Genomic DNA, 15883 nt, shown 5'->3' with positions numbered 1-15883 from the left:
TGGCTGCGCTCCTTCGTATCTCCTCAATGCCCCAGAATCTGGCTGAGAAAGGCTTTCGAACGCTCGTGCTTCGGATTGTCGAAGAACTCGGAGGGCGACGCCTCTTCGACGATGCTGCCCTTGTCCATGAAGACCACGCGGTCCGCGACCTTGCGGGCAAAGCCCATTTCGTGCGTGACGCACAACATGGTCATGCCGCCTTGGGCGAGCTCGGCCATCACGTCGAGCACTTCGGAAATCATCTCAGGATCGAGTGCCGATGTCGGCTCATCGAACAACATGATCTCCGGCTTCATGCAGAGCGCCCGCGCAATCGCGACGCGCTGCTGCTGGCCACCGGACAATTCGCCCGGATAGGCGCCGGCCTTTTGCGGAATCTTGACCCGCTCGAGATAGGTCATCGCCTGCGCTTCCGCCGTCTTGCGGTCCTGCTTGCGGACCAGCATGGGTGCAAGGATGCAGTTCTCGAGCACAGTCAGGTGGGGAAACAGGTTGAAGTGCTGGAAGACCATGCCGACCTCGCGGCGGATCTCATTGATGTTCTCGATATCGTCGTTCAATTCGGTGCCGAGAACACGGATGGTACCGGACTGATGATCCTCCAGCTTGTTCAAGCACCGGATCAAGGTCGACTTGCCGGAACCGGAAGGCCCGCAGATGACGATCTTCTCCCCCCTCGCCACCTTGAGGTTCACATCGAAAAGCACTTGGTAGCTTCCATAGGATTTCCCAAGATTGACGACCTCAACGGCCGTCGACGGCTGCTTGCTGTTCATATTTGCTCCCTTTCTCTGCTTGATGGCGAGGTGTGGAGTCGCCAGCTCCATGATTTCGGTTCGTCACTTCAGCCCTTCCGTCTCGACCCACTTTGCGGCGTTGTCGAGCGTTCTCGAAAAGGCGTCCAGAAGCACATCGAGCTGTTCGTCCGTCGTGATCAGCGGCGGACAGAAAGCAATGGTGTCGTAGATGCTTCTAATGATCAGCCCGTGCTCGTGGGCACGTCGGAAAACATAAGCGCCGAGATCGCCGCGGCGCTCAAAAGCTGCCTTTGTGTGCTTGTCGGCGACCAGCTCGACACCGCCGACAAGGCCGGCTCCGCGAACATCCCCTACCAATGGGTGAGAGGAGAATTGCCGTAACCCGGCCTGCAGCCGCTCGCCGAGATCGCGCGCATGGGCGACAAGGCCGCGCTCCTCGATGATGGCAATATTTTCCAGCGCGACCGCCGTGGCGACGGGATGTCCCGTCGTCGTGAAGCCGTGGGCGAAAGTGCCAATCTTGCCGCTGTTTTCGACAAGCACCTCGTTCAGCGCATCGGAGATTACGATTGCCGCCAGTGGCTGGTAGGAGGACGTCAATTGTTTGGATAGCACCATTATGTCCGGCTGGAAGCCATAATATTCCGAACCGAACATGGTCCCGAGGCGACCGAAAGCCGTGATGATCTCATCCGCGACGAGGAGGATGTCGTAACGCCGGCAGATATCTTGAACATAGCTCCAATAACCTGTCGGTGCGGGAATGACCCCGCCGGCAGCGATCAGAGGTTCGCCAATGAAAGCGGCGATCGTCTCCGGCCCCTCGGCGAGGATCGTATCCTCGAGTTGCCGCGCCAACCGCGCGGAGAACTCCATTTCGGTTTCGCCAGGAAGCCCGAAGCGATAAAAGTAAGGCGCGGTGAGATGCCGAACAGGTATTGCCGGGAGATCGAAATCCCGGTGGCTTGCCGGTAGACCCGTCAGGCTCGCGGAGGCCACCGTCGATCCGTGATAGCCATGCTGGCGCGCCAGGAATTTCTTTTTCTGGGGCCGCCCGAGAGCATTGTTGATGTACCAGACCATCTTGACGACGGTGTCATTCGCTTCCGAACCGGAATTGGTGAAATGCACATGGTTGAGATCGCCAGGGGCAAGCTCCGCAAGTTTTGACGCCAATTCGATGGCAGGTGCGTGCGCCTTGTGTGTGAAGCTGTGATAGTAGGGCAATTTCTCCAATTGCCGTGTCGCAGCATGAACCAGCCGCTTCTCGCCGAACCCCAGACCGGCACTCCACAGCCCCGACATGGCTTCGATGTATCGGCGCCCCTGATCGTCGAACACGTAGATGCCTTCGCCCCGCTCGATCATGAAAGGCCCGACGTCCTGATGGCGGGCCAGATTGGTGAACGGATGCAGGTGGGACGCGAGGTCCTTGTCCTTGATCGAATTTGAAAGGCTCATCATATCCTCATTTTTGCCGAACTTTCGAGCGGCTTCGGACGAGTACGGGGTGAGACCGGCGGTTCGTCAAACGGCCGTCGGCATCGTGCCGACGAATACGAGGCGGATCACGCCTCGAAACTGGCTACAGACAACGTCGCACGAGATTCTCCAGAAGCCGTGAGACGTTGTTGTCGTATCCGTTCGCGGGCAGGCTTCCGCAGAACATGATCGACCCGGTTGAAAACACGAAGTTTCCCCCTTTCATCGGCACGAAACAAAGATCTGCCCTGATCTGCTCCGCCTGCCATTCGCGCGTATGGACGTCCGGGTTCCAGATCCTTTCCGGCACACAACTATATTCGGCCGAGTGTCCCTCGGACGATGCGAGCACGACGGTTTCGGCCGGTGTGCCGAGGGAGGGATCGATGCAATCCAGTTCGAAGCCCGCCGCGCCGCCGCCGGAAAAACCGAAGTCGCCGATAATCTCCTCCTCGATGCCCTCGAACAGCCAGGCGAAGTTCGGGGTGCGGGAGGCAGCCGTGCGGCGATAATATGAGGCGTCGAACGGACCCTGTGCCGACATTCCGATGCCGACGAGCCTCTGGGGCGGGCGGTCGTTCTTCAGCCAGAGGCCGCCATACTGCCCGTCGAAGGCATGGTAAAATTCTCCGGTCTCGGCTTGCCACATTCTGACGCCGCTTTCGCAGCGGCGCATTTCGATCGCGCCGGGAAACGCCGCGCTCGTTGCGACGCGCCAATAGAAGCCGTTGCCGCCGAGATAGCCGAAATTGCCGCCATCCCGGATGAAATCCTGGATCGCGTCGAGCGAGCGGCCGGTATGGTATTCCGGATGGCTCACCGTCAGCACCAGATCGTAACCGGCCAGTGCTGCGACGCCCTCCGCGTCGAGATCGTGATCCGTCACGACATCGACCGCGATGTCTTTTGCCGCGCACCACGCAATGAGGTGCATATCGGCCGGAAAATGCCGCAGCCCCGATCCTTTGTCGTCCAGATAGGCGAAGAAGCCGGGCCGCATCAAAAGCTGTGGCCGCAGGGCTGAACTGAACATCACCCCACTATCGTCGGGATGCACGTCATAGAGCGAACGCCCGAACTGGGGAAATTGGGCCGGATGATGCGGATAGCCGCCCCAGGCCTCGCGCCGAGCGATATAGGCCGGGCCGTAATTCGTCCTCGGATAGTTGCAATAGGCTTGGTAGGTGAATGTAGAAAAGAGAACGGCGATCTTCGCATTTTTGCCGCCAGCAGCGGGACGGACAAAAAACGGAATGATGTCTTCAGCCCCTTCGCAGCGGAGCCTTATCCCGTAGACGCCGCTTTGGAGATCAGAGGGAATATCGAAGCGGAAATCTGTTTCCCAGCCGCAATCATGCAGGTCGTCTTCATGGAAATGAATGGCGGCATATTCGTCCGGCGCATGCCGCCAGCACATCTCCGCGCCGGTCCACCGCGATCCTCGCACTGCACGGGCGGGCAGATTTACCAGCTTGCCGTCGAGCGATTTCGGCCCCCGATCCCGGATCGTGTCGGTGGGGATGCCCTGCGCGAAATCCCAGGAGGCGAGGACCGCGCCGTCATCCGCCGGAAGCGGCCCGAGGGCGTCCGGCAAATGAAGACCACGGGTGATCGCAGGGTTTTCGAGCCGCCCATTGAAGAAGTGCGCCATAAAGGAGGCGTCATCCCCTCTCCTCCGGGCCGCGAGCGACAGCTCGACGAATATCCCGTCATTGTCGGGCCGGGCCACAGAGGCATGAGCAATCCGCTCTCCCGTGGCGACCACATAAAAGGCCAGCCTGACGTCGGCAGCCGTCAAACCGAGCCGTAATTCATACCAGACGCCGAGTTCGAGCCGACAGGCGACGGGTGTAACAGTGCCGTCGAAATCGACGGTCGGACCATCCGCTTCGATGCTGACGGAAACCGCTCGACCATTGGCGGCCTTCAGCGAAAGCATCGTTTGCGGGCGATCCTTCTCCAGCCGCGGCTGGAACCGGATCGAGACCGTGGCGCCGCGAATATCGTCCAGCCCGGCAAGCGGTATCAGGGCGTAGGAGCCCGGGTAAGCGGATTTCTCAACGGAGGGATATGTTCCCTCGAAGGCTGCGGGTACAGGACGTGCATCCATGCCCGGCCCTTTTGGGTTCGGATCCGCCGAATAGAGGCGGACCAGATCGGCCCGATAATCGCAGCGGAAGCTGCTCGAAACCTTGACCTCAATGGTCTCGCCAGCCCGCGCCGAATATCTGTCCGTATAGCCGATCAGCATCGCGCGTGCTCCATGCTCCTATGCACCATCAACGCGACGATGTCTTGAGCGATCGCTCCAGATAGGCGCCATATCGCGAGAGCGAGAAAGTGAAGGTGAAGTAAATCAGCGCGACGAAGAAATAGACCTCCGCATAGAACGTGTTCCAGCCGCCCGCCGAAAAGGATGCATTGCCCGATGCCGTGACCTCGAAGAAGCCGAGGATAACGATGAGCGACGTTTCCATGAACGCGATAACGACTTGGTTGATCGTCGGCGGCAATGCAAGACGGAATGCCTGCGGCAGGATAATCCGCGAGATTGTCTGCCAATAGTTCAGGCCAAGCGCGACGGCTGCTTCCTCCTGGCCCGCCGGCAGGGACTGAATGCCGCTCCGGATGATTTCCGCCTGATAGACAGCAAAGAAAACCGCTGCGCCGAGAATGACCCGGTAAAGCTTATCCCCAACCAGGAAGCTCGGCAGCGCAAAGGGAAGGATAATGGCAGCCGTGAAAAGAATGGACAGCAGCGGCAGCGAGCGCACGCCATCAATGAAGAGTGCGGTTACCGACGAAATCACCGGCAATTTCGATCTGCGGAGCAATGCCAGGATGATTGCCAGCGGCATGCCGATCACGACGGTGGAAGAGAAGACGAATGTCGTGAGCGCCAGGCCACCCCACTGCGTCTCAAGGACGACCGGCAAGCCGAGGATCCCGCCCCTCATCAAATAATAGAAGGTGCCGTATCCAACGAGCCAGATGACAGGCAGCAGCTTTGCCGACCAGAACAGGGGAATACAGGAGAGAATGACGGTTGCCAGGATAGCAAGACAAGCCAAGGCAGAGCGCCATTGCTCCTCATATGGGTAGAGACCGAACAGGATGAGACGATAGCGGTCGGTGACAACAGCCCAACATGCGCCGCTGGCCTTGTGGCAGTCCTCGGGCGTTCCAGTCCAAACGGAATGAAGGAAGGCCCAACTGACGAATGACCAGACCAAAATTCCAACCAGCGTCAGGCAAACGAGTGTCACCAAGGCTTGGCCCGGTGTCGAAAAATAGTCGCGTCGAAGGTCAGCAATCCACCTGCCCGACGGTGTTGACGACAGATCGATGGCGGTCAATGTGGTTTCCGCTTTCATTTCTAACGCCCCGGCAGTGCGATTGCACGATTGATGGTGTTCATGACAAAGGCGATGGACATGTTGATTGCCCAGAACCCGATGATGAGCAGGAAGATCAGCGTCAGGGTCTGCCCGGAGTGATTGATCGAATTGGCGATGACACCGAAGTAATCCGAGAAGCCGATCGCTATGCCGATCGTTGTGGCTTTCATCAGCCAGATGATCTGGTTGGTCATGGTCGGCAGTATTTTGCGGATCATCAGAGGCAGCCGGATGCGCCAGAAAATATGCCAGTTGCGCAGGCCAAGGGCCTGCCCGGCTTCCGTCAGTCCGATTGGAATTGCCAGAAAGCCGGCACGGACGATTTCCGCGACATAGGATGCGCCAAACAGCGAAATGGCAACGATGGCGGCGCTGAGCTCCGGTACCATCATGACACCTCCCGCAAGACGAAGTCCCTGGACGTGCGGTACATCGACCAACGGCAAACCGTCGAGCCGGCCGAAGATTATGGCAACGGCGGCACAAGCCACGCCGCCTGCGAGCCAAAGAAAAGCGGCTGAACGTGCCGAACGCCGGAGGGAGCGGACGGTCAGCATGAGTCCAGCCGCCAAAGCAGCCGCCGCGAAGACCACATGCCAGGGCTCCACGTTCAGCCAGGGGAAGGAAATGCCGCGATTGGCAATATAAATACCGCCGGGCAAAGCGATCGCCGAACGGGGCGAAGGCAGATGGGTGATCAGGGAATACCAGAAAAATGCCTGCAATATCAGCGGAATATTCCGGAAGACCTGAACATAGGACGCTGCTATCAAATTGACGAGCTTGTGCCTCGACAGGCGCGCCGTACCGATGATCGTGCCGAGTATCACCGCCAGGGAAACGGAAATGACGCCCAGAAAAATCGTATTGACGAAACCGACCAGAAGCGCACGGGCGAACGTCGAGTTGATGTCGTAATCAATCAGGCTGAAGGAGATGGTCGATCCCGTGGTATAGTTCAGGAAGTCCCATCCCATGGAGACCCCCTGCACCTGCAGGTTATGCCGCGTCGTCACGACACCCACAATCACGATTGCAGCGATTGTCGTAACAAAAGCTAGCTGCAAGGCGACATTGCGGTATCTGCGGTTTCCGATCAATGTGGTCATCACTGCGATCCCCCCAGGGCATGTTGGGATTTTGTCATAGGCCCAGGATGTCCTGCCGACCTTCGCCGGCAGGACATCGTTCAGGTCAGTCGAGAACCGGAGCGAAGAACACGCCGCCCTTGTTCCAGGGCGAGTTCAAAGCGCGCGGCAACTTGTAGCGGGATTCCGTGCCGAAGTTGCGGTTGTACATTTCCTCGGCATTGCCGAGCTTCTGGATGACATTGTAAGCCCAGTCATCCTTGAGGCCGAGACGGGTGCCAATGCCAGGCGTGGCGCCCAGCAGTTTGCCGACGACCGTATTCGGAGGATTGGCCTTCATCTGGTCGACGTTGGTGCTGTTGACGCCGTTTTCTTCGGCGATGCGCTGAACGGCGATGACCCAGTTGACGAGGTCCACCCAAGAGTCATCCCCCTGGCGCATCACGACAGCTTCCGGCTCCAGCGAAATGGAATCGGACAGAATGACGTGATTGTCAGGGTCGGCCGAAGTCGCACGAGTAGCGGCGACGATAGGGCCCCATTCGGCATAGGAGTCGCAACGGTTCGCAAAATAAGCGGCCGCTGCCTCTGTGTTCTTTTCGAAGGTTACGATTTTGACGTCGTATTTGTTCTGCTTGATGTAGTCGCTGATGAGCTTTTCCGTGCTCGTGCCGCCGGCGAGGCATACGGTCCCACCCTGCAGGTCAGCCATCGACTTTGCGTTCAGGTCCTTGTGGGCCAGGAACGTTGTGACGCCGATGAAGTAGGGCATGCTGAATTGAAGGCCAAGTTCGGTGTCGCGGCTCATCAACCAGCCGCTCGCCTTGATGACGAGATCGAGATCGCCGGACTGAAGCGCCGGAAAGCGCTGGGCCCAGCTCACGGGGATGAGTTTGAGTTTGTCATCAGAACCAAAGATCGCGGTCGCGACAGCGCGGCAATAATCGATATCCAGGCCATGCCATTTGCCTTGGGCATCGACTTCCGCGAAGCCTTCGAAGTTGCCATCGCTCGACGTGCAATTGACATAGCCGCGCCCCTGAACGGCCTTCAACGTATCGCCAGGGGCTGCAGCAGCGATCTGAGTACCCGCTGCAGTCAATGACGCCAAGGCGACGGCTAGTTTCAAGATATTCTTCATTACCTTCAGTCCTCTGTTGGATGTGACCTTGATTTTCAATTGCCCGGGACGCGTCGCGGGGGCTTAAGCCCGTAAGCGACCCATTCATTCAGTTCGAACCGTGGGATGGCACGGTCGAACGAAAGTCGTCAGCTTTAAGAAAGTGGCCACACGGCTCGTCTGCGACGCAAAAACAAGGTCATCACAGAGCTAAAGAAAGCGTCGCCTTTCGACTTTTGATCGACAGGCATTGGCAGCGGGAAACGCATTCCCCCAGTGCTCGATTTCATCGCCTCACCCTATTTTTAGCGCGCTAAGCGCAGTTCCCACCCGTTGGCATCTTCGGCCAATCAATTGTCGTTCTAATGTCGACTTTATAATTAGTCGTTCTAATGTCGACAAAGTCAAGCAAAAAGTTGAACCCGTCCTCGGTCTGCTGGATCCTGTTCAATTTCTGTCGGCTGCATGTCGACTGGATTATATTGTCGACTACCCGTCGACATAGTCAAGTTTTATTTTTAATTTTCGCCGCTGCAGCGGCGTTTTTCGACGCGCAGCCGCATCCAAACAGGCGAAGGCTTGGCCTCAGACCATAGCTTCCGCCGGCGGGACCCGAATAAAAGTTGGGTATGGGTGCAGCTTGCACGGGCGCAGCCCGATGTTCGACGAGCCCGTTAAATGGACGCAAAATACTGTCGACCTCGGAACGGCTGCAAAGGCGAGATCAAAGTGTTGCCCGAGCTACCGCAATGGTGCCCGGGCACCTTTTAGGCCGAGCTTGTCCTCGGCCTATTCGGTTATCTCCGGCTATCTTCGGCGCATGCACATCCTCAGAGATAGCAATTAAGCGACCTTGGCACGAGCGCCTTGCTCGGCCTGCACGGCATTCTCATCGAGATCGAACTGGCTGATAAGATGCAGCAGATGGGTCGCTTCCTCCGCCAAGGACCTGCAAGCCGCCGTCGATTCCTCCGCCATTGCCGCCGTCTGTTGCGTCGACATATCGATTTCCTTGATCGTCGCACCGAATGCGCCGAGATGCGTCGCCTGATTGGATGCAGTCGAGGCGATATTCGAGACGACCGACTTGATGAGATCGATTTGGCCGGCGATTGTCTTCAGCAGTTCGCCGGTGGAACTGACAAGCTGAGTTCCCCGCTCGACACGCCGCGACGAGGTATTGATCAATTCCTTGATCTCCTTCGCGGCGTCGGCGGAGCGCTGCGCCAGCGCGCGAACTTCTGAAGCGACGACGGCAAAACCCTTTCCGGCGTCCCCGGCGCGCGAGGCCTCCACACCGGCATTCAATGCCAGAAGGTTGGTCTGGAAGGCTATTTCGTCGATGACGTTGACGATGCTGGCGATCTGCCGCGAGGAATCCTCGATTTGGCCCATGCCGGCGATCGCCTGGGACACGATCTCGTCGGAAGAGGAGGCGGCCGAGTGAGCCTCGGCAACGATTGTATTGGCCTTGTTAGCCGCCTCGGCGGTTCGATTGACGTCCGTGGAGACCGCATGCAGCGTGTTGACGGCGCCTTCGAGAACGATGGCTTGATGCTCCGTTCGCGTGGCAAGCGTGTCCATCGCGCCGCTCATCTCATCGGCAATCGAAGAAATCGACTTTGCCTGGGTAGAAACGGTCAGCACGGTATGACTGAGCTGCGTCACCGCTTCATTGAAGTCATCCTTCAGCTGCTGATAGTCCGCCGGGAATTTCATGGCGATCTTGTGGGATAAGGTGCCGTTGGCAAGGGCGGACAGGCTGCTGCCGATTTCAGCGACGACACCGGCCTGAATACGAGACCTGTCAAGCCGGTCGGCCTCCATGACCTTGCGTTCGCTTTCCGCCTCGGCTTCGGTTCTTCGCGCGTCCTCTTCTGCAACCCTCTTGGCAACGGCATTGTCCTTGAAGACGAGAACCGCTCGGGACATGTCCCCGACCTCGTCAGTGCGGGTCGTTCCTTCCACATCACCGCTGGTGTCCCCGGAGGCCAACCTTTTCATTTCCGCCACCAGCCGGACGATCGGCCCGGAAATGGAGCGGGATGCGACAACGGCCAGCAACAGCGTGAAAAGCGCTGTCGCCGCAGTGATGGCGAGGATTTTCCACAGCATGTCTACCGCCGGCGCAAAGACAGCCGTCGTCGGCTCGACGGCAATGATCGACCAGTTCTGTCCGCCCCATGACAGCGGCTCGGACGCTGCGAGGACTTCCTGATCGCGATAGACGCTGAACGAGGCTTTCGGGGCGAGGAGGCTCTTGTCGATCGCCAACGATGCGTTGCTGCTGCCGGAGAAACGCGATGTCGAGCGCGCCAGGCCGTCGCTTCCCGCAAAAAGCGCTTCGCCCTGCGCACTGAAGCCGGCGCTGTCATGCATGATCGCATCGATGACATTCGTGCTGACGGCGACGACTAGCGTGCCCCCACGCTCGTCGGGGATCATCGCGTTGGCGACCCCGATCGCAAAAAAGGCCAAGCCCGGTCCTTCTTTCGACGGCGGGGAGAAATCCGTCATCACCGCCCGCCGCTGGCCCTGAGATAGTCGTACTGCTTGAGCGATCGGGCTATCGGGCGCAACCGCGCCGAGCGGATCCGTCCCGGTGCTGTATATAAGTTCCCCTTTTGCGTTGATGAGCAGAATGTTGGAGTAGCCATGCTCGGAACCCAGGGATTTCAGCCAGACGTCGATCTGCTTGTAGGCATCCAGATAGAATTGCGCCTTCGGCGTGGCGCCGCCCTTGAGATCTTCGCCTGAGGCCTTGAGTTTGGACAAGGCGACTGCCTGTTCCTGCGGCAGGATCTTGTAGCCGGTAATCATGTTGTCGAATGATTTCACCAGCGCCGGATTGACGGCCAGACCCTCGATATCGAGCTTGGACATATCCAGCTTGGTTGCCAGTATATTCCGCTTGGTACCGGCAACATATTCCAGGTGAGTTCCGATCAGGCTTCTAGCGGTGGAGAATGAAGTCAGGCCTGCGTAACCAGCCACGGTACCGCAAGCTAGCACGGTAACCCCGACCATCAACACCGGGATCTTTCTACTGATCGTCCAATTGAATTTCGCCGCTAAAACAGCCCACATTTTTGTAACCCCAGCAAGCAATGCCAAATACTGCTACTAATGAGGTTAAATTTGCATAAATGTCGACATAATGTCGCTAGATATCACGAAGCGCTCGCCGTGATCTCCCGGCCACTGCTGGTTTCACTTGGAAATGCCAGTTATCTCGATCCGGTGCTGATGCCGCCTTCACGCCAGAGCCAGTGTTGTTGCTGGGCCCGCAGCGCAGCCGGAGACAGGCGCCGCCGGTCATAGGGCCGCATGGCGATAACCCTTTCCTGGATATGATCCATGACGGCCTTGCGATCGCGGATGGCGGCAAGCTCGCTCCAGGGCATCAGGCAATCGACGCGAGCGGTGATGGATCGCTGCGACAGGCGGTGGAATTCGTTGAACAGCAGTGCCAGGCGCACCGTCGGCGATACGCGGCTCATCATTTGAAAAAGCAGGCTGTTCTGCCCTTCGATAAAGATCGGCAGCACATTCGCCTTGCCCATCTGAATGAGTTTCGCCAGGAACATCTTCCACGGTAGTTCCTCGGCCGGCCCGAAGCCGCGCGGCGCTGTTGCCACGCCGCCGGAGGGGAAAATGCCGATCGTGACGCCGTCGCGCAGCAGCCTGATCGCCTCATTGCGGGTGGAGAGATTAACCTCCATCGCCTCGGCAGTCTCATCGAAAGAGATCGGCAGGATATAAGGCCGAAATTCCGGCACCTTCATCATGCGCTCGTTGACGATTACCCGATAAGGCCGGCCGAAATGTTCGGCAATGGCGCCGAGCGCCATGCCATCGGCCACGCCGAAGGGATGATTGGCGACCATCACGATCGGGCCATCGGGTATCTCACGCAGCGGCCACTCGCCCTTGATGCGGAAGTCGATGCCATACATTTCCAGTATGCGACCGAATGGATGTTGAGAAACACCGTGAACATCGACGCGCCAGCGTTCAAAGACTTTTTCCACCGCGCGGCGGCCAAGTGCAGTTTCGATGCCACGAATGGCCATGCGCTTAGCGAAATGATCCTTGTCGTTGGCGTAGGAAAGCAGGCTTGCGGTCATGTGTTCAACCCATGTCAAATGCCCCGCAGCTTCGCAGAGGCGCGGTGATTTCAACTTCTCGATTGATGCTTGAACTTATCGCGTGTGGCAGTTGGTCGATCGACCGGGCGCTTCCAGTTGCGCGTCTCTGCCCTTGATCCAGAAAACCACGCTGCCATCCGTGTAGCGCGCGCCTGAACCGGATCTCGCCTGCGGCAAGCGGTAGCTGCGCCCGCCTGTCGTGATGAGGGCCTCGTTGCTTGAATTCAGGAAGCTTGCCGTCAAGGCCGTGCCGTCGTCGCAACGATAAAACAGACCGACCTGGTCCTCCGCGAAAGCAGGGGCCGCGCTCAGCAAAAACATTGCGCCTAGCGCTCCAAAAATAGCCATGCCGATCCCGTTCACGCTGATCTCCTTGCGTTGGAAAGCATGGACGCTAGCGGAAGATGGGAACGGCGGCTTTGCCGTATGTCCCATCGCGCCTTGCACGCCGTCTCATTCCTCTAGGCGAACGGCTAATGTTTCCGTTCGCCGCGAAGCGCCGAGGGAAGGCGGCTCAGCCCGACGATATTAAAACCTTCTTGGGTAAATACGCGCATCGCCGGCCTTCGGTTGAGCGATAATACATCAAGTATTTGCCAAGCGTCTCAGCGAAATTTTCTGAGCGTATCAATTTCGTTGCTGGCCTCACAAATATGCGCTCCAGCGATTGCCCTTCATTCCCGCCCACGTATCTTGCGCGACGTAAGTGATTGATCTCTCGCCACGAAATTTAGATTTAATGGAGTCGTTGATGAAATCTTTATCTTTATTGCCGCGCCGTACGGCGATCGCCTTTTGCCTTGGAATGGCCTTTGCTTCGAGCGCGGTGATCGTCCTGCAACCGAGCCATGCCGAAGCCCAATGGGGCGCCAATCAGCCCTATATGCAGTCGGCACTCAGCTCGCTGCTTGCGGCGAAATCATCGCTGCAGAAGGGCGCGACCAACAAGGGGGGCCACCGTCTCAACGCGATTGACCTGGTCAATCAGGCGATCGTCGAGGTGCAGGCCGGTATGGGTGCCGCCAACTGATCGCGCGCGCCGGAAACCACCTTTTGAAGGCGCCCGCTCGGGCGCCTTTTTGTTGGATTCGTGCTTCGAATTATTGCGGAGGCAATTGGCCCGTCTGTCCGCCCGCTACGGCTTGCGGTCGCCGCGAAGCGTCGAAAGTTGCGGCATGGCGCCCGTGAGCTGAGCCACCCAGCGCGCCGATTCGGCATCGGGATGCGGCTCGGCCGGGTGATCGTCGCGAGGCGCGTTGGAGGTCCGCAGCGAGCGCTCTCGCGCCTCGCCGGGCGTGATGCCAAACTCGCGACGAAAGGCGCGGATGAAGGTCGCGTCCGAGCTGAACTGGCATTCGATGGCGACGTCGATGACCCGCCAAGGGCGGAACGCTGGCGTAACGAGGATGGCGAAGGCGCGATGCAGCCGGCGCTGCTGAATGTAGCTCGCCGGGCTCTGCGGTGCGAACAGGCGATAGAGGCTTGCGCGCGACAAGGCGAAGCGGCGGCAAAGGTTCGGCACGTCGAGCGAGTCCGTGCCGAGATTCTCCTCGATATGCCGTTTGATCCGGGTTCGCAGCGCTTCCTGCGATAAGCGTGGCAGAGGGTCGGCGTTGTCGGCGCGCCACTCCATGCCACCGGCCGCGAGTTGCGCCAGCGATTGCGCCGCTGCTTGGCGCTCCGCCTGCGTGAGCTGAGTCGCGCAACGCCGCAGCGTCAGCATATGTTCGCCGATCAACGTTCCAAAAGCCGCCTCGCGCCTTGCAACGACGATAGTCGGAACGTTTTCGATCGCAGCGAACAGAGGCGCAAGCAGGGGCCGAGGAAGCATGAAGCTCAAAACCTGGACGACGCCGTCATCCCCCGGAATCTCCCGCGTCAGGAGGGGTTTGCTCATATTGATCAGCGAGACATCGCCCGCTCGCTGCAGAAAGGTGTGTTCGCCAGCGATGAATTCAGCGCCACCGCCGAGATACATGACGAGCTGAAAATGGTCGAGGCCCCGCGCGACGTGCTCAGGCGTCCTGTTATAGCGCAAGGCGCTCGACCGACTTTCCAGCAACAACGCGCTGCCAAGATGCAACGTACTGGCGGCGAAGCGGAAATTCTCCGGCTCGCCCAGCATCGTTGCGTCGCAGATGTCGACAATCAGCTCACATAACCGCTCGAATCCCTGCCGCGGTGAGGCAAAAGCGGCGATATCAAACAACAATGGCTGCCCGTCTGTATCGGGCGCGGCTTCAACACTCATTTCGCCTCTCGGGGGCTGAATAGCAATGGAATAAAAAACCCAGCGGGAACAAGGATGGTCAGCATCCTGAGCCCATTCGAATATCGATAATTCAATGCGGCCGGCCGGAACCAATACTGCTGTCAGGCTTAAGCCGGCGAATGTCAGTCAGAAATCGAACGTATAACGCCATAAGAAACAGTTGCGATGACAGCAGGCAACGCATGTCCGAACCTTATCTGATCGCCGATCGTCGCAAATAATTGGAGCCCAGCCATTTGATTTACGGATAGGCGAAAGCTGCCGAAGCATCGCGATTGCCTAGAACTTTAAGCCGTGCGATGCAGAGCGTCCCATCAGCTCGCATTGGTCCTCATGGCTCGCCCTCATTTAAAAGCTCTGCTTCCCTTTCTGCTCCTATTGTTCGTGGGAACAGTCTGCAACGCGATGATCGCGCCATTCATGGGCTTCTTCATCGTCGAAGGTCTGAAACAGCCCCCGTGGACGATCAGCATCTATGCGGGCGCCCTGTCATGTTTGGCGATTGCTATCAATCGTCAGTTTGCCGGTCGTATCGACCGTGGAAAAAATGCCTTTCCGCTGATCGGGATCGCCTTGGCCGGCTACCTCTCGGCGAACCTTTCTTTGTCAATCATTCCGTCTCTCTGGACGGTGCTGACCTTCGGCGTGATCGGGTTCGGGGTGAGCACCAGCGCCGTATCGACGATGTTCAGCCTTGGCGGCGGTTTGGCCGCGAAGCACCAGATCGAAAATCGCCGGCTTAACGCCTTCATGCGTGCCACGACATCCACGGCCTGGATGGTCGGACCGGCGGTCTCCTTTCTCGTCGCAGATCAATTCGGCAAGGCCGCGGTCTTCCGATGCTGCGTCTTGCTCGGACTCGTCTGGTTGGCGCTTTGGTGGTGTGTGAAGCCACAAAATGCTACGGCCAAGCCCAAGGAAAGCGTCCCGGAAAACCGTGAGGGCGGTAACGCAAATCCCGGACTTTGGCTGGCTGCAACATTTGTGTTCTGCCTGTCGTCCGCGCACTCCCTGACGTTTTCGACCTTGCCTCTTTTCTACGTGCAGGAGGTCGGGCTGCCCGGCTATGCGCCGGGGACGGCCTTCACCGTAAAAACCTTCGTCGAAGTATTCGCGATTTTTTCAACCCCGCTTCTGATGGCCCGGTTTGGAATTCGGAAGCCCTTGATGGCCACGACGCTGCTAGCCGTTGTCGCCATCCAGGTTCTGGCGTCGGTCCAGACTTTTCCGCAGATGGTGGCCGGTGCGGCAATGGAGGGGCTCTACTATGGGCTCTATGCAAGTCTTGGCATCAGTTTTGTGCAGTCCTACGCCGAAGGCCGTCCGGCGCGTGCCACCGCAATTTACTGGAATACGCTGATGATTAGCGGCGTGCTCGCAGGCCCGGCGGTGGGGATCATCGCACAGGCCTACGGCTTTCGAACCGTGCTCCACGTTGCTTCCTTGGTCGCTCTCTTTGCCGCTGTCGTCCTGTTGTTCGGCGCTCGCCAGTCAAGAGTGTTGACAGCATCCGAGCCTTGAAGGCGCCAATGTGCGATGTGGTTGTCGAACCCCAGAAGCACACTTGCGATCACCGATAGGAAAATTCTATCAAGCCATTAGGTAAGTAATCTTGAC

Annotated in this window: 12 protein-coding genes; 2 read left to right on the top strand and 10 right to left on the bottom strand. The window is 58.5% G+C overall.

Going from position 1 to position 15883, the window contains the following annotated elements; all coding sequences use genetic code 11:
* Window positions 1-23 precede the first annotated feature (23 nt).
* The 9 genes from QA648_RS20065 to QA648_RS20025 all read right to left on the bottom strand — a co-directional run bounded on the left by QA648_RS20065 (window position 24) and on the right by QA648_RS20025 (window position 12357).
* Window positions 24-776, bottom strand: coding sequence for an amino acid ABC transporter ATP-binding protein (locus QA648_RS20065; RefSeq protein WP_260304652.1), 753 nt, complete (start codon window positions 774-776; stop codon window positions 24-26).
* A gap of 63 nt (window positions 777-839) precedes the next feature.
* On the bottom strand, window positions 840-2219 hold the full coding sequence (locus tag QA648_RS20060; RefSeq protein WP_260304651.1) for an aspartate aminotransferase family protein: 1380 nt from the start codon (window positions 2217-2219) through the stop codon (window positions 840-842).
* Window positions 2220-2343: 124 nt separating this feature from the next.
* The gene (locus QA648_RS20055) at window positions 2344-4491 is read right to left on the bottom strand and encodes a N,N-dimethylformamidase beta subunit family domain-containing protein (protein ID WP_260304650.1); all 2148 of its coding nucleotides are present in this window, start codon (window positions 4489-4491) and stop codon (window positions 2344-2346) included.
* Between the two features lie 28 nt (window positions 4492-4519).
* On the bottom strand, window positions 4520-5614 hold the full coding sequence (locus QA648_RS20050; RefSeq protein WP_104826081.1) for an amino acid ABC transporter permease: 1095 nt from the start codon (window positions 5612-5614) through the stop codon (window positions 4520-4522).
* A gap of 2 nt (window positions 5615-5616) precedes the next feature.
* A complete protein-coding gene (locus QA648_RS20045) occupies window positions 5617-6747 on the bottom strand; it encodes an ABC transporter permease subunit (RefSeq protein WP_104826080.1) in 1131 nt (376 codons plus the stop codon).
* Between the two features lie 85 nt (window positions 6748-6832).
* Window positions 6833-7867 carry an amino acid ABC transporter substrate-binding protein gene (locus QA648_RS20040; protein ID WP_260304648.1) on the bottom strand — a complete coding sequence of 345 codons (1035 nt, stop codon included), beginning with the start codon at window positions 7865-7867 and terminating at the stop codon, window positions 6833-6835.
* An 822-nt stretch (window positions 7868-8689) separates the two neighbouring features.
* On the bottom strand, window positions 8690-10933 hold the full coding sequence (locus QA648_RS20035; protein WP_283053175.1) for a HAMP domain-containing methyl-accepting chemotaxis protein: 2244 nt from the start codon (window positions 10931-10933) through the stop codon (window positions 8690-8692).
* A gap of 140 nt (window positions 10934-11073) precedes the next feature.
* Window positions 11074-11973, bottom strand: coding sequence for a lysophospholipid acyltransferase family protein (locus tag QA648_RS20030; RefSeq protein ID WP_283053173.1), 900 nt, complete (start codon window positions 11971-11973; stop codon window positions 11074-11076).
* A gap of 75 nt (window positions 11974-12048) precedes the next feature.
* Window positions 12049-12357 carry an MliC family protein gene (locus QA648_RS20025; RefSeq protein WP_283053171.1) on the bottom strand — a complete coding sequence of 103 codons (309 nt, stop codon included), beginning with the start codon at window positions 12355-12357 and terminating at the stop codon, window positions 12049-12051.
* A gap of 388 nt (window positions 12358-12745) precedes the next feature.
* On the opposite strand from QA648_RS20025, the gene QA648_RS20020 reads away from it, so the two are divergent.
* Window positions 12746-13024 (top strand): hypothetical protein, encoded by a 279-nt coding sequence (locus QA648_RS20020; RefSeq protein ID WP_104826074.1) that lies wholly within the window; start codon window positions 12746-12748, stop codon window positions 13022-13024.
* 105 nt (window positions 13025-13129) lie between these two features.
* On the opposite strand, the gene QA648_RS20015 is transcribed toward QA648_RS20020, so the two are convergent.
* Window positions 13130-14245, bottom strand: coding sequence for an AraC family transcriptional regulator (locus tag QA648_RS20015; RefSeq protein ID WP_283053169.1), 1116 nt, complete (start codon window positions 14243-14245; stop codon window positions 13130-13132).
* A gap of 441 nt (window positions 14246-14686) precedes the next feature.
* Between QA648_RS20015 and QA648_RS20010 the strand changes: the two genes are divergently transcribed.
* Window positions 14687-15787, top strand: a complete 1101-nt coding sequence (locus QA648_RS20010) for an MFS transporter (protein ID WP_283053168.1) — start codon at window positions 14687-14689, stop codon at window positions 15785-15787.
* Window positions 15788-15883 lie beyond the last annotated feature (96 nt).

It is taken from the genome of Rhizobium sp. CB3171, from assembly GCF_029714265.1.
GTDB lineage: Bacteria > Pseudomonadota > Alphaproteobacteria > Rhizobiales > Rhizobiaceae > Rhizobium.
Note: the sequence above shows the minus strand (reverse complement) of the source record. Positions and strands in the feature narration are given on the sequence as shown.

Bases quoted from the DNA above. Each gene is read 5' to 3' on its own strand.
- QA648_RS20040 (WP_260304648.1), bottom strand. From the start codon at position 7,867: ATGAAGAATATCTTGAAACTAGCCGTCGCCTTGGCGTCATTGACTGCA.
- QA648_RS20065 (WP_260304652.1), bottom strand. From the start codon at position 776: ATGAACAGCAAGCAGCCGTCGACGGCCGTTGAGGTCGTCAATCTTGGG.
- QA648_RS20030 (WP_283053173.1), bottom strand. From the start codon at position 11,973: ATGACCGCAAGCCTGCTTTCCTACGCCAACGACAAGGATCATTTCGCT.
- QA648_RS20055 (WP_260304650.1), bottom strand. From the start codon at position 4,491: ATGCTGATCGGCTATACGGACAGATATTCGGCGCGGGCTGGCGAGACC.
- QA648_RS20050 (WP_104826081.1), bottom strand. From the start codon at position 5,614: ATGAAAGCGGAAACCACATTGACCGCCATCGATCTGTCGTCAACACCG.
- QA648_RS20020 (WP_104826074.1), top strand. From the start codon at position 12,746: ATGAAATCTTTATCTTTATTGCCGCGCCGTACGGCGATCGCCTTTTGC.
- QA648_RS20060 (WP_260304651.1), bottom strand. From the start codon at position 2,219: ATGAGCCTTTCAAATTCGATCAAGGACAAGGACCTCGCGTCCCACCTG.
- QA648_RS20035 (WP_283053175.1), bottom strand. From the start codon at position 10,933: ATGTGGGCTGTTTTAGCGGCGAAATTCAATTGGACGATCAGTAGAAAG.
- QA648_RS20015 (WP_283053169.1), bottom strand. From the start codon at position 14,245: ATGAGTGTTGAAGCCGCGCCCGATACAGACGGGCAGCCATTGTTGTTT.
- QA648_RS20045 (WP_104826080.1), bottom strand. From the start codon at position 6,747: ATGACCACATTGATCGGAAACCGCAGATACCGCAATGTCGCCTTGCAG.
- QA648_RS20010 (WP_283053168.1), top strand. From the start codon at position 14,687: ATGGGCTTCTTCATCGTCGAAGGTCTGAAACAGCCCCCGTGGACGATC.